Origin of the sequence: Aquimarina sp. I32.4 (genome assembly GCF_002924285.1) — a bacterium.
Classification (GTDB): Bacteria; Bacteroidota; Bacteroidia; order Flavobacteriales; family Flavobacteriaceae; genus Aquimarina.
This window is the reverse complement of sequence record NZ_PGUB01000008.1, coordinates 16421-31749: the sequence shown is the minus strand read 5'-3', so window position 1 is coordinate 31749 and position 15329 is coordinate 16421. Positions and strand designations below refer to the sequence as shown.

Sequence of the window (15329 nt, the reverse complement as noted above, 5' to 3'; positions counted from 1 at the left end):
AGAATCTTATTCTAAAAATAAACAACACACTATCCCTATGAAGAATAAAAAACAACAAAAAGCAATATTTAAAGAATTATATTCTAAAATAATACCATTTAAAGGAAAATAAATAACAAACCTGTAATTTTGGGCGAATTATAAATTCAGTCATGAAATTACATAGCCAAGAGCAAGAGCAACTAGAACAGTTATACAACAACATAAAAAATACCACTCAGAACTTTTTGGGATATCCAGTCTCAAAAGATTTTGATTATTCAGAATTAACACCTTTTTTACAATTTCCACTAAATAATTTAGGAGATCCTTTTGGAGAATCTACCTATCGGGTCGATTCAAGAGCTATGGAACGTGAAGTTGTAAATTTTTTCGCCAATTTGTTTAGAGCGCATGAAGATGATATTTGGGGATATGTAACTAATGGGGGTTCAGAAGGGAATCTTTATGGACTATACGTTGCAAGAGAACTACATCCAAAAGGAATGGTTTATTTCTCTGAAGCTACACATTATAGTATTCAAAAAAACGTAACCTTACTCAATATAGACTACGTTATTATAAAATCGCTTCCAAATGGTGAGATGGATTATAATGACCTACAAGAAGCTATTGGATATCACAGACACAGACCTGTTATTGTGGTTGCAAATATTGGTACTACCATGACTGAAGCCAAGGATAATACTAGAAAAATCAAAACAATTATAGAAAATATGGCAGTCAAAAAGCATTATATTCATGCCGATGCAGCTTTAGCTGGTGGTTTTGCTCCATTTGTTTCTCCTAGACCAGAATTTGATTTTGAAGATGGTGTTGATAGTATTTCTATAAGTGGTCATAAATTTATAGGGTCACCTATGCCATCAGGAGTAGTGATTGTAAGAAAAGATAATAGAGATAGAATTGCAAGAAGAATAGCATATATCGGTAGTTCTGATGCTACAATTACAGGGTCTAGAAATGGGCACACTCCATTATTTTTATGGTATGCTATAAAAAAATTAGGGATAGAAGGTTTTACAAAGCGCACAGAGCACAGTCTTGCAGTAGCATCGTATACAGAAGATAAATTAAAAAAACTGGGGATAGAAGCTTGGAGAAATCCTAATGCTATTACTATCGTTTTTCCTGCACCCAATTCAAAAATTATAAATAAATGGCAATTGGCAACAGAAAAAGGACAGTCACATATTATTTGTATGCCTAATGTTTCTTATGAACAGATCGATAATTTTATTGCAGATATGGAACGATATAATTTTTCACATGAAATTACCGTATAAAATGGTAATTTCATGTGAAAGTTAAATCTTTATAATATCTCTAGTAGATCGGTAGCTTTGGCAAGGCTCCTAAAATTGGGATGCTCTATTTTTTCATCCACCATTTCATGTACCCATGTAGTATGAAACGGGATATGAAATGCATGTGCTCCGATATTTAAAACAGGTAACACATCTGATTTTAAAGAGTTACCAACCATTAAAAATTCATTTTCTGAAATATCTAGATGTTTTACCAATTTTTGATAATGCATCTCAGTCTTATCAGATACAATTTCTATGTGATGAAAATAATTCTCTAATCCAGACTTTATTAATTTGCGTTCTTGATCTAATAAATCTCCTTTGGTAGCCATTACCAATCGATATTTTTTTGATAAGGTATGTAACGTTTTATCAATTCCATCGATCAACTCTATAGGCTCCTCAAGCATCTGCTTACCTTTTTCAATAAGCTTCTGCACCAAATCTATGGTCATATTACCATTAGATATTTTGATTGCAGCTTCGATCAAGGATAAAGTAAAAGGTTTAATACCATATCCATATATAGGCAAATTCTGCATTTCTACCTCAAAAAGTAATTTATTTGCTTTTTCTACAGGCATATACTTTACCAATAACTCACAAAACTCTTCTTCTGCTTTTCTAAAAAAAGTTTCATTTACCCATAGGGTATCGTCTGCATCAAAAGCAATTACTTTTATATCTGTAAATGACATTTTAATAGTATTTAAAGTTTTATATAATCTAATTAGAACAATTCTCGTTATAATAGATCACAAGATCTTTTACACCTTTATGATCATCTCTTTCAAAATACTTAGATTCAATTTTAGAAATTAAATCAGAACAATCCTTAAAATAAACATTACTTATTTTTTCAAATTTTTTAAATTTTATTCCCACCCGAATACGATCTACAAAGTCTTGATCTTTTTTTGAAATATAATATTCTTTAGTATGCATATGGATTGAAGATGAATAACTATTTAAATATATATTTTCATCAAACTCATAAAACAATAAACCTCCATCAACTAAAATTCTTAACAACAAGTACTTTTTCTTTCCTCGTTGTTTTTTGTAAGTATATTTTGTTGACTCTCCTTTTTTATCAAAAATTATAATTTGCTTTACTTGATCATAGTTATACTTTACTTTTCCTCCTTCATTACTATGCCAAAACACAATTTTATCATTATGTTTAATCATCGCTAAACCATTATGAACAGAATTATCATTTAGTGTTAAAACAGCCTTTCTTTTTTGAGAAAAGACAAGTATTGGTATCAAGAATATGATGAAATAACATACTCTTTTTATATTTTTAGTAATCACAGAAAACAAATAGTTTAAAACTTATCTTACTAACTTCTTATACTTAATACGCTTTGGCATCAAGTCACCACCCAAACGTTTCTTTTTATTTTCTTCATAATCAGAGAAACTACCTTCAAAGAAATAAACTTGTGAATCTCCTTCAAAAGCCAAAATATGGGTACATATTCTATCTAGAAACCATCGATCGTGAGAAATAACCACAGCACATCCTGCAAAATTTTCTAATCCTTCTTCTAATGCTCTCAGGGTATTTACATCCAAATCATTGGTAGGTTCATCAAGAAGCAATACATTTCCTTCTTCTTTTAGCGTCATTGCCAAATGTAATCTGTTACGTTCTCCTCCTGAGAGTGCAGATACTTTTTTATTTTGTTCGCTTCCACTAAAATTAAAACGACTTAGATATGCTCTAGAATTCACTTGCCTACCGCCCATCGTTACTAACTCTTGCTCATCACTAAAATTCTGCCAAATGGTTTTTTCAGAATCAATATTACTATGACTTTGATCAACATACGCAATCTTAGCGGTATCACCTACAGTAAAGTTACCTTTATCGGGTTGTTCCTCTCCCATAATCATTTTAAAAATGGTAGTTTTACCAGCACCATTGGGTCCTATGATCCCAACAATACCAGCTTGAGGAAGATTAAAATTTAAATCTTCATAAAGCAATTTATCTCCAAAAGCTTTACTTACACCACTAGCTTCAATAACATTGGTTCCTAATCTTGGACCGTTAGGAATATAAATTTCTACTTTTTCGTCAACCTGTTTCTGATCCTGACTTAATAATTTATCATAATTGCTCAAACGTGCTTTTTGTTTCGCTTGTCTTCCTTTTGGAGCCATACGAACCCATTCTAACTCACGTTCTAATGTTTTCTGACGTTTAGAAGCCTGTTTTTGTTCTTTTGCAAGTCGTTTTGATTTTTGATCTAACCATGAAGAGTAATTTCCTTTCCAAGGAATCCCTTCTCCTCTATCCAACTCTAGTATCCATCCAGCAACATTATCCAAAAAGTATCTATCGTGAGTTACAGCAATTACTGTTCCTTTATACTGTTGCAAATGATGCTCTAGCCAATGTACAGATTCTGCATCTAAATGGTTGGTCGGTTCATCCAATAATAACACATCTGGTTCTTTTAATAAAAGGCGGCAAAGTGCTACTCTTCTACGTTCTCCTCCTGATAATACACTTATTTTTTTATCAGGATCAGGAGTACGAAGTGCATCCATTGCTATTTCTAACTTGGTATCTAGCTCCCATGCATTGCTGGCATCTATCTGATCTTGTAGATTTGCCTGCTTGTCCATAAGCTCCTGCATTTTATCAGGATTTTCATATACCTCTGGCAAACCAAACATGTCATTTATTTTGTTGTACTCATCTAGAACCGCAACAGTTTCTGCAACTCCTTCTTTTACAACTTCTAATACGGTTTTATCTGGATCTAATTGTGGTTCCTGTTCTAATAAACCAACAGTATATCCCGAAGCAAATACAACATCTCCTTGATAGTTCTTATCTACACCTGCAATAATCTTTAATAATGTAGATTTACCTGAACCATTGAGACCCAGAATTCCAATTTTAGCTCCATAAAAAAAGCTTAAATATATATTTTTAAGTACAGGAGTATTTGCGCTTTTAAACGTCTTACTCACTCCCGACATTGAGAAAATTACTTTTTTATCGTCTGACATAAGCCCCTTTTATTATTTATATTATAAGATGATTATTTATAAAGTGTTATACTCTTCCTTTTAATGCATTAAAAACCCAAGCTATTGCAAAAAAGCCTACTCCAACAGCTGCAAAACCGTATCCTGACACATCTCTGTATCTAAAAGCTCCTAGTGCAATAAGAGAGAGTCCTACTAATATCATTATAAAAGTAGCCCAAGCTAACACTGTATTTTTATTCATTCCCATAAATTATTTTTTTAGTTTAGTATGGTTAGTTACATTTTCAAATAAACCGACGCAAATATCGGTATTTTATCGTCAAAACATAGTTTTTTATAGAGTTGTTAAGATAAAAAAACACCTTAACCGCTCTATTACAATATATTAACAAACGATATTTTGGTGCCTTTTTCAGGTAATAAAGTTTTTTATCAGAATAGCTTACTATTACAGATCAAAAACATATAAATCTAAAAATGAGTTATTTAAATTTACAAAAACAAAACAATATACATTTTGATTTATCTATTTATTTAGCGTATTCAACTCTATTTTTCTACTCGCTTATAGATAAATTGATTATAATACTTATTACTTGTACCTTCTATTTTATGGTAAAATAAAATCAAAGTATCGTTATGAATTGTATATTTATCGGGGTACTCAGTGTATTCTTTTTCTAATTGATCTTCGTCTCTATAATCATACATACTACCACGTGTAACATAACTAGTATCTGCAACCTTCTCCCAAAATGCGGTTTTAGATTCATTAATTTTCATACAGCCTAAATTATTTCTTTCTTCATCATAGGTTACAAACTGAAAACTCATATCTTCATTAAATATATAGTGTGATTTTTGTTCACACTCTGAAGAATCATACCGAAAAAATTTCCCGTTTCCATCCTCTGTTATATCATAGACAATATGCCATGTTCCTACTAGAGGGTCAACAGAAACATTCGTGTCATCATCATTAGAACAACCACCTATTATTATTATTATCATTACAATAATGCAAATCTTTATTATCACTTTCATTATGATTTATTATTTTTCTTTTTATATTTTTTTGAATCAAGTAATGTTTTTAATACCTCGAAATAATCAAACATTTTTTGTTTTCCGCGGTGGGCAAGGTACTAAAAAAGACATATTATATAAGTATTGAAATTGGTATTGAAATCATACAAATCAAGTGTATATACAACACAAAATAATACTATCTTGTTACTAAAAAATACAATCATCTGCTATTAAGACTTTTATCAAACTTACTGATATGTTATAATTATATCAACCCATAAATTAGTCTTATTCTAATTAACAAACATTTAACCATTCCTCTATTTACCTGCGCTCACTTAAATTTACCAAGAGAACATCTATACTTATTAATATTCCTATATACTACATTTGATAATTAATATCTCATCTCTCTCTCTTTAAAATATCTGGTTGTCCTTTATAAACTCTACGTTTTTTGTATTTTCGTTGCAAACAATAGGCACAATGGATATAAACTTCAATAAAAACGAAGATCACAATAAACTTTTAGTATCAGAATTACGTAGACGATTGACCAAAGTAAAATTAGGTGGTGGCGAAAAACGTATAGCAAAACTTCATTCTAAGGGAAAAATGACTGCCAGAGAGCGAATTGATTACCTTTTGGATGCTGATGCTAAGTCTATAGAGATTGGAGCTTTTGCTGGAGAGGATATGTATGCAGAACATGGGGGGTGTCCTAGTGGTGGAGTTGTTGTAAAGATTGGATATGTAAGTGGTAAGCAATGTATCGTTGTAGCCAATGATGCAACCGTAAAAGCAGGAGCTTGGTTTCCTATTACAGGGAAAAAAAATCTTAGAGCTCAGGAACTATCTATTGAGAATAAATTACCTATTATTTATCTTGTAGATAGTGCGGGGGTTTATCTGCCAATGCAAGATGAAATTTTTCCTGATAAAGAGCATTTCGGAAGAATCTTTCGTAATAATGCTGTGATGAGTAGTATGGGGATTGTTCAGATCTCTGCAGTTATGGGTAGCTGCGTTGCAGGAGGAGCGTATTTACCTATTATGAGCGATGAAGCGCTTATTGTTGATAAAACAGGAAGTATATTCTTGGCAGGAAGTTATTTGGTAAAAGCTGCTATTGGAGAAACCATTGATAATGAAACATTAGGTGGTGCCACTACTCATTGTGAAATTTCTGGAGTTACCGATTATAAATCCAAGGATGATGCTGATGCTCTTGATACCATCAAAAATATCATGTCTAAAATTGGAGATTTTGATAAAGCAGGATTCAATCGCACGAAACCTATTGTTCCCAAAGGAAATCAGGAAGATATTTATGGGATACTACCAAAAGCCAGAAATGAGCAATATGATATGATGGAAATCATTAATAAACTTGTTGATGATTCTGATTTTGAAGAATATAAAGCTGGATATGGACAAACTATTATTACGGGATATGCACGAATAGATGGTTGGGCTGTAGGCATTGTAGCAAATCAACGTAAAATTGTAAAGACTAAGAAAGGAGAAATGCAGTTTGGAGGCGTTATCTATTCTGACTCGGCAGATAAAGCAACACGATTTATTGCCAATTGTAATCAAAAGAAAATACCATTGGTATTTCTACAGGATGTAACTGGATTTATGGTCGGTAGCAAAAGTGAACATGGAGGAATTATCAAAGATGGTGCAAAAATGGTAAATGCCGTAAGTAACAGCATAGTGCCAAAATTTACTATTATAATTGGTAATTCTTATGGTGCAGGTAATTATGCGATGTGTGGCAAGGCATACGATCCAAGATTAATTGCTGCATGGCCAAGTGCAGAATTAGCAGTAATGGGAGGTGCACAAGCAGCAAAAGTATTATCTCAAATTGAAACTGCTTCCTTAAAAAAGAAAGGAGAAGAATTATCTAAAGAAGATGAAAAAGCGTTATTTGATAAAATTAAATCCAGATATGACAAGCAAACTTCTCCTTATTACGCAGCAGCAAGAATCTGGACCGATGCTATCATTGATCCATTAGATTCCAGAAAATGGATTTCTATGGGAATAGAAGCTGCCGACCACGCTCCTATTGAAAAGAAATTTAATTTAGGGGTAATACAAGTGTAAAAAAGCAGCTTACGTAATATTAAGGATTTTAAACTTTAATAATCGTAGACTATTAATGATATTTATCTTAATAATTTTACAAAAAATTAATGAATTATACGTTTGATGTATTAGTATTTTAAATTGATGTATCTATCTTCTAATTCTGATTTACTCATTTCAGGTAATTTAAATGATCTAGTTTTAGCTCTAGAAGTTGAAATCCATGACTCAAATGAAAAATTATTTGAGTTCAGAGAAGAGTTATTGTCAATAATCATGTCTACAAAATCATCTTGATCAGTTATTACAGAAGTATTATATATGCTCAACTGCCCCTTTGATAAATCAGAAGCTGTAATGTCAAACTCATCTCCTTCTTTGGTAAATTTGTTAACTAAATCAATTAATTTAATAGAAATATTTGGGGTAGCTTTTCCGTATACATTCCAAACAAATGTTTTTGTAGCAGCTATTCCATCACTTGTATTAGAATACGAAGTTCTCACCTTAAAATAATCATAATTATTTGCAGTATTCGCTTCAAAATTCAAAAAGTCATAACTGGTAATAGTTGCTCTTAAATCTGTAGGGGTATACACTTCTGGAATTTCATTAATATCGCCATAAGATCTATGCGTTCTAATTAGAAAATCATCTAACCTAGTCACTCCAACTATTGAATAATTCTCAAAAACATTATTAGGGATATGATATTGCTGTTTTAATTGATCTTCTTGGTTTAGCTGTATATCTGAATCTACTTTGAGAGAATATGTAGATGAATCAAAACCATAAACAAAAAGAGATTTTCTTATTGTACTTAAGCCTGCTGTATCATTTAAATCTGGATAACTAATAGGTACTGGTATCGTTTTTGGCAAAGTATTATAATCTTCTGTTACAATCTCCCCATTACTAAATTCTCTCTTTACATATCGTCTTTCCTTATTTGCTGTTTCTCCATACGCATACACCAATAATGACCTGTCTGACGTAACATCTAAATCAAAAGTGTAGTTATTTGAAGTAAAAGCCCCTCCAAAATTACCACTACCAAACCCTGTACTATAAGTTGTATTTATTAAATCGTTAGGGATATTATTAAAATTTAGTTTAGCAACTCCTGTAAAATCATTACTACTTTCTCCCTTAGAATTTAAGTCATAAAAATAGGTTCGGTTTGAAACATCTAAAAAAGTTTGCACAGAATAATTGATTACATCGTTGGGGTTTATATCATTCGCAGTTTTTATATATCTCCAAACAAAATGTAGATCATAGGTTTTATTTGTATCGTAATCCGCTTTAAACGTTATTTCTTTACTTGTTGCTATAAAGTTTCTTGCTAAAACTGAACCATCATCACCTGTGATAACTGCTTCAACTGTAAAATCCTTGATTTCATCTGTATAGAACTCTAGATTTGAACCTCTAGAAATAGTTAATAGTGCATTTTCTTTATCACCAACACCTCCTTCATTATCAACTACATCATTATCAGAACTACACCCAGATAACAAAATACTTACCAATAAAAAAACAAATAATCGATTCATAAAATTCTAATTAATTATAAATTTAAACTATTTAAAAATTCAGTCAACGAATATAACTATTCTCTATTAGGAATTCTCGTACATAGAATCAATTTTGCTTGCTTTTTTTAAAATATTTTAAAAAAAGCAAACTCCAAAACATGAGTATAACTGGTATAACCATTACAACACCTTTTAACTCCTTACAATCCCTGATAACTATTCATAAGTCTAATGAACTCTGCTTTATATCCTTGATTATCTTTTTCTTTATTCGTTTCGGCTAAAACAATTATATCTTTAATATTTTGGTTTTCAATATATTTTGAGCCCCTTAATTTCATCCCAAACCAAGCAATTGAAGCTGCAAAATTAAAATCTTGTGATACAGAAGTTTTTGTATCTGTATGTAAAACATGAACCATTTCAATACTTTTTTTCTCTTGTGGTTTTTTATATCTAAACTTAACAGTCAATAATTCATCTCCATACTCTTTATTAATCGTTGAATTAGTATATTTTAGATCAGCAATCCCTTTCAGGTATTTGTTTGTTACCCCTACAGGGATTACCTCATACAATGCAGTCACTGTATGACCACTTCCCAGTTCTCCAGCATCTTTGGTATCATCGATAAAGTCCTCATTTGCCAAAAGTCTGTTTTCATACCCTATCAATCGATATGCTTGTACCTTACTAGGATTAAATTCTACTTGAATCTTGACATCTTTAGCTATTGTATACATAGTCCCTCCAAATTCTTTTCCCAATACTCTCTGTGCTTCTTGCATAGTATCAATATATGCATGGTTACCATTACCTGTATCTGCCAACGTTTCTAACTTACTATCTTTATAGTTTCCCATCCCAAATCCCAGACATGTTAGAAATACATCAGATTTACGTTTTTCTTCAATCAGTTTTTTCATGTCTTTATTACTACTAATTCCAACATTGAAATCTCCATCTGTTGCCAGGATAACTCTATTATTACCATTCTTTATAAAATTCTCTTTAGCAATTTTATAGGCTAATCTTATTCCTTCTCCTCCAGCTGTTGACCCTCCAGCTTCAAGATTTTGTAATGCTTGATTAATCTCATACTTATTAGCACCAGATGTAGGTTTTAGAACCATTCCTGCTGCTCCTGCATATACTACAATAGAAACTTTGTCTTTTTCTCGTAATTGATTCACCAAAAGTTTAAAAGCCTTCTTAAGTAGTGGTAACTTGTTACTATTACCCATTGATCCCGATACATCAATTAAGAATACAAGATTTGACGCAGGAATTTCATGTTGAGGAATCTCTTTTCCTTTTAATCCAATCTTAACCAATTGCGTCTTCATATTCCAAGGAGTTAAGGCATATTCTGTATGAATTGCAAAAGAGTGTTCATCTTTGGGTTGTGCATATTGATAATTAAAATAATTGATCATTTCTTCTATTTTAACAGCATCAGCAGGAATTTTTACCCCAGTATTGATCATTCGTCGAATATTACTATAAGATGCTTTATCTACATCAATAGAGAAAGTAGAGAGAGGAGCCATATGAACTCTTTTAAAATCATTCTCGACAATTTCTCTATATGACTCATCATTTTGTACTTTGTAATTACCCGAATGCGTTGTAATTACAATGCATCCATGTTTAGCTTTGGTTCCATAAATCGAAGTTTCTTTTTTGCTCTTAAGCATTTCTACCTTTGCTATTTTAGAAGGATCTATTGCGTTTACCACTGCTATATCTTTATTATCTACAGGAACTCCATCTACTACATACAAAGGTTGTTTTGTACGTGAAGCTGGATTAGCTCCTCTGATTTCTAATGCAACCTGTACCCCCGACGACTTCTTTATACGTCTTTGCCTGTGTTTTCTCCCTCTTCTTTTTGACTTATTACTAGACACAGCATAACTTGTCGATTTCCTTACTCTTTTTGATCCATATGCCGTAACTACAACTTCTTCTAGTTGTGATGAATCAGGAATCAATTTAATATGCATCAAAGAAGAGGCCGCGGTTACTTTTTCTTCTGCGATTTCGAATCCTACATAAGAAAACACCAATGTATCTCCAATATTTGTTAGGATAGTGTAATTTCCATCAAAATCTGATTGTGTTCCATTAGTGTTGCCTTTTATACTAATATTTACACCTGGTAATGGTAGACTTTCGTCATCTGTTACTTTTCCTGTAATTTTTACTTGTTGCGCATTTGAAATTCCTGTGATAAAAAAAACAAATAAAATATATTGTAATAGTCTCATAGTTGATAGTTTTTAATTCTAAACTAAAACTATGTGTTCATATAAGAGATAACAATCAAGAATGAGTGAAGTAGTCTTTTTATTGAGTAAAAAGGAAATATTGCTTTTTATGTTTCAAGAAAATGTAAAAATTAAGAGCTTATCATCAGGTTTTATTGACAAATACAATCCATATTTTTATCAAAAAAAATTTACAATTTAGAATCCAACGCTAATTCCAGAGTTTTTGTACGTTGTACTTTCCCATTTTCGGTACTTACAAATCGAGGAATAAAGTACATCTCTTTGGGAACTTCATACTTATTTAGGTTTTTTAAGTTATGAATACTCTCTTGTAAGGTTAAATATGCAATTTTATCATACTCTCTTTCTACTACCAATATTACTTTATCTCCTAAAACATTATCAGATACACTGGTAATAAAAAAACGATGTCCGATTACTAATTGAAGTTTTGTCTCTATTTCTTCTGGAAACAACTTTATACCTCCGCTATTAATTACATTATCATACCGCCCTTTCCACAAAAATTTTTTATATGTTTTTAGCACTACAACATCATTTGTAATAATAGTATCATCATTCAATAAAGGAGCTTTTATAAGTAAGCAATTTCTATCATCAATATTTAATGTGATATTGGGTAATGCCTTAAAATAATGAGCATCTTTTTTATCCACCTTCTTTGGATTAATTCTTCTAGCAGCAATATGAGAAACGGTTTCTGTCATTCCGTAAGTTTCATAAATTTTGGTTGTAATACCTTGAACCAATTGCTTTAGATTTTCTGAAACAGGCCCTCCTCCTACAATTAGTTTTTTGATTAAGTGAAGTCTATTCAAAGAATTGTCTAACTGCAAAGGTACCATAGCACAAAAATCATATTGCTTATACACGGTGTCTAATGGATTGGTTTTAGGCGGCACCAAATCTATTTTCCATCCTAAAACCATTGCTCTTACCAACATCATTTTACCAGCTATATAGTTTGCTGACAAACATAACAATGCTGTTGTTTTTTCTTCTGATTTAAAAAATTTACCAGTTGCTATGGCACTATTGATCATATGCTCCTTAAATACTTTTATTTTTTTGGGTTTCCCAGTAGAACCAGATGTTTGTACAACTATATGATCTTTTTCACTTAACCAATCCAATAGAAATACTCCTACTTCTTGCTCATATACTTCTCCTTCTTTAATAAAACCAGACGCAAGATGTTTTAGCCCGCCTTTATCCAACGTATTTTTATTTATAGAGAAATTTTTATGAATCATAGATATAGAAACGTATTTTTAGTTTACATATTCAAATTTCCATTTTCTGGAATATTCTCAGGTTATGAATACATAAAGAGTATGTTATTCTTTTGTAACTTCTATAGAAACTGGTTCAGGAGCTATAGTTCCAAAAAGTTTACCTTTCCAATCTGTCCACTTATACTTTTTTGCAAGAATAAAAATAAAAGCAGGAAAAATAATTAACATTGGTATTAATATTTCATATCCTCCACTAGGGTCAGAAACATCTATTAAGATAGAATCCGTTTGCAATGCAGTCCAATCGGCAGTAACCAAGAGTACAGTTACTAAATTATTTGCTGCATGAAAACCAAGTGCTAACTCCATACCCTCATCCATCAAAGTAATGATCCCTAAAAATAACCCTGTACCGATGTAATAAACCATAAGAATTGGCCCTAATTTTTCTATTTCAGGATTAGCAGCATGCATTACACCAAAAAGAACAGAAGTGATAATTAGAGGAGCCCACTTATTTTTTAAAGATAATCCTAAACCTTGCATTAGGTATCCTCTAAACAAATATTCTTCAAAACTTGTTTGTAATGGTATGAGTAATATTGCTATAATAGCAAGGATTAAAAATGGAATGGGGTTAAAATTATATTGATAAGCACCTGGATCTGCATAATAGGTTATCAATGTTGAAATCACAATAAAACCTCCCATTAGAAAAAACACAAAAAACACACGACTCCAGTCTATCTTTTTTCTGCTAGTTGTCAATGATACAAGACTTTGTTGATGTACAAATCGAACCCAAAAAAGCAAACCTCCCAGAAAAAATGCAAACGGTAGCAATAATTGAAGAAACAACCCATTCTTACCAATAGATTCTATTTGTTGTCTCATCACTTCTTCTGTATCCATATTAAGCATTTTGGTTGCTAAATAATTGACAACCATTAATCCTATAAATCCTAAAGGAATAGGAATATATTTCCACATTCCTAATTTTCCTTTTCTTCCTTGAGTAATATACATGTATAAGTAAGTTTTTTTATTAAGTTAAGTAGTTTACTTCCCATTCTTTTTGTGAGTCATAAGTCAATGTTCCTTGACTAACAACTAATGGGGATTCAAAATTATTGGTATACAATGCTCCTGTACCCAATCCTTGCGGTATTTTATTTTGTAATGTATAAGTGAATTGTGCTATCGCATTCAAACCTATATTACTCTCTAACGCGCTGGTAATCCACCAACCTATATTCATAGATGATGCAATATCTATCCATTCTTTGGTTCCTTTAAGCCCTCCTATGAGGCTTGGTTTTAAAATAATGTATTGTGGCCGTATGGTATCTAAAAGTTTCTTCTTATCCTCTAGATCAAAAACTCCTATCAATTCTTCATCCAAGGCAATTGGTAGTGATGTCTTTTTACACAACAATTTCATTTCATTATGCTGATGTTGTCGTATTGGTTGTTCTATACTATGCAATTGATAATTAGATAACAGTTTTAGTTTATCTAATGCTTCACTGGGTGCAAATGCTCCATTTGCATCTACTCTTAATTCAATTGTATCAGAAGAAAACTGTGATCGTATATAGGATAACAAATCTAATTCTGTATCAAAATCAATTGCCCCAATTTTCATTTTTATACAATTAAACCCAGCTTTTAGTTTATCCTCAATTTGTTGCTTCATGAATTCTTTTTCTCCCATCCATATAAGTCCATTAATCAATATAGAGGCTTTTCCCTGAGTAAATGTTGAAGGAAACAATACAAAAGGAGATTCACTTTCTAATGACTTAAATGCCATCTCTACACCAAACTGAATACTAGGAAACTCTATAAGCTCACGCCATAACCTATCAACACCTAAATCTATATTCTCACAAACCCACTTTAATTTATCCTCATAATCGGGTCGATCATCAATACTTAATGTTCTTAAAATTCCACATTCACCAATTCCTTCTTTCCCTTTATCATTAATTACAATAAACCAGGTTTCTTTAGTTTTTAGTACTCCTCTAGATGTACCGCTTGGTCTTTTGAATTGAAGAATATATTTATAATATCTGGCATTCATTATAACGTTATACTTTCTTCAATATTCAATAATATCAATTCTTTATTTTTTTCAGCAAAGCTTTGTTTTGCTACATTATGATCTATTTCTATATAACCAAAAGTATCATAATGCACTCCTAATATTTTATCACATTCGATAAAATCACTTGCAATTACAGCATCTTCAATTCCCATTGTAAAATTATCTCCAATAGGTAATATTGCTAAATCCAACGTATATCTTAATGGGATTAACTTCATATCCATTGTCAATGCAGTATCACCAGCTATATAAATAGATTTTTCTGTGCTTTCTATAATAAACCCTCCTGGTTGCCCTCCATAAGTACCATCAGCAAAACTACTGGTATGAATTGCATTTACATATTTTACTTTTCCAAAATTAAAATTCCATGCTCCCCCATGATTCATTGGGTGTACTTCTATACCAAGATTTTGGTAATATGTTGCTATCTCATGATTAGAAACAATAATCGCTTTATTATTTTTTGCAATAGCTTCTGCATCAAGAACGTGATCTTGATGCGCATGTGTAAGTAGGATATAATCCGCTTTTATATCATTTATATCTATTTTATCTTTTGACAATGGATTTCCTGAAATAAATGGATCTATCAAAACATTTGTTTCATTAATTGTTATTAATAAAGTATTGTGCCCGTAAAACGTAATTTTCATGTGTTCTCTATAAAAGTTAGTTTCATTAATTAGATAATGAGACTAGTT

General features: G+C 31.5%; 13 protein-coding genes. 2 read left to right on the top strand and 11 right to left on the bottom strand.

Annotated elements, in window-relative coordinates; translation table 11 throughout:
* The first annotated feature begins 152 nt into the window (after positions 1-152).
* A complete protein-coding gene (locus CVD18_RS02965; RefSeq protein WP_103863954.1) occupies positions 153-1286 on the top strand; it encodes a histidine decarboxylase in 1134 nt (377 codons plus the stop codon).
* A gap of 29 nt (positions 1287-1315) precedes the next feature.
* Here CVD18_RS02965 and CVD18_RS02960 read toward each other — a convergent pair whose 3' ends face one another.
* From CVD18_RS02960 to CVD18_RS02940, 5 genes are all read right to left on the bottom strand, one after another.
* Complete coding sequence (locus CVD18_RS02960) at positions 1316-2008, bottom strand: HAD family hydrolase (protein ID WP_103863953.1); 693 nt, start codon at positions 2006-2008, stop codon at positions 1316-1318.
* Between the two features lie 28 nt (positions 2009-2036).
* Positions 2037-2582: a hypothetical protein gene (locus CVD18_RS02955; RefSeq protein WP_233194453.1), complete on the bottom strand. Its 546-nt coding sequence runs from the start codon at positions 2580-2582 to the stop codon at positions 2037-2039.
* A gap of 66 nt (positions 2583-2648) precedes the next feature.
* Positions 2649-4340 carry an energy-dependent translational throttle protein EttA gene (gene ettA, locus CVD18_RS02950; protein ID WP_103863951.1) on the bottom strand — a complete coding sequence of 564 codons (1692 nt, stop codon included), beginning with the start codon at positions 4338-4340 and terminating at the stop codon, positions 2649-2651.
* 46 nt (positions 4341-4386) lie between these two features.
* Complete coding sequence (locus tag CVD18_RS02945) at positions 4387-4563, bottom strand: CAL67264 family membrane protein (RefSeq protein WP_199185033.1); 177 nt, start codon at positions 4561-4563, stop codon at positions 4387-4389.
* A gap of 308 nt (positions 4564-4871) precedes the next feature.
* On the bottom strand, positions 4872-5333 hold the full coding sequence (locus CVD18_RS02940) for a lipocalin family protein (RefSeq protein WP_103863949.1): 462 nt from the start codon (positions 5331-5333) through the stop codon (positions 4872-4874).
* 504 nt (positions 5334-5837) lie between these two features.
* Here CVD18_RS02940 and CVD18_RS02935 point away from each other — a divergent pair.
* A complete protein-coding gene (locus CVD18_RS02935; protein ID WP_103863948.1) occupies positions 5838-7466 on the top strand; it encodes an acyl-CoA carboxylase subunit beta in 1629 nt (542 codons plus the stop codon).
* Positions 7467-7576: 110 nt separating this feature from the next.
* Here the strand turns inward: CVD18_RS02935 and CVD18_RS02930 are convergent, their stop codons facing one another.
* The 6 genes from CVD18_RS02930 to CVD18_RS02905 all read right to left on the bottom strand — a co-directional run bounded on the left by CVD18_RS02930 (position 7577) and on the right by CVD18_RS02905 (position 15281).
* A complete protein-coding gene (locus CVD18_RS02930; protein ID WP_103863947.1) occupies positions 7577-9004 on the bottom strand; it encodes a hypothetical protein in 1428 nt (475 codons plus the stop codon).
* A gap of 182 nt (positions 9005-9186) precedes the next feature.
* Positions 9187-11256 carry a VWA domain-containing protein gene (locus CVD18_RS02925; RefSeq protein ID WP_103863946.1) on the bottom strand — a complete coding sequence of 690 codons (2070 nt, stop codon included), beginning with the start codon at positions 11254-11256 and terminating at the stop codon, positions 9187-9189.
* A gap of 191 nt (positions 11257-11447) precedes the next feature.
* Positions 11448-12533 carry an AMP-binding protein gene (locus CVD18_RS02920; RefSeq protein ID WP_103863945.1) on the bottom strand — a complete coding sequence of 362 codons (1086 nt, stop codon included), beginning with the start codon at positions 12531-12533 and terminating at the stop codon, positions 11448-11450.
* Between the two features lie 84 nt (positions 12534-12617).
* Entirely contained in the window at positions 12618-13541 is a 924-nt protein-coding gene (locus CVD18_RS02915) for a CPBP family intramembrane glutamic endopeptidase (protein WP_103863944.1), read from the bottom strand.
* A 19-nt stretch (positions 13542-13560) separates the two neighbouring features.
* The gene (locus CVD18_RS02910; protein ID WP_103863943.1) at positions 13561-14601 is read right to left on the bottom strand and encodes an o-succinylbenzoate synthase; all 1041 of its coding nucleotides are present in this window, start codon (positions 14599-14601) and stop codon (positions 13561-13563) included.
* Positions 14601-15281, bottom strand: coding sequence for a metal-dependent hydrolase (locus CVD18_RS02905; protein ID WP_103863942.1), 681 nt, complete (start codon positions 15279-15281; stop codon positions 14601-14603). Before CVD18_RS02905 ends, CVD18_RS02910 begins: the two co-directional genes overlap by 1 nt.
* Between the last annotated feature and the right edge of the window lie 48 nt (positions 15282-15329).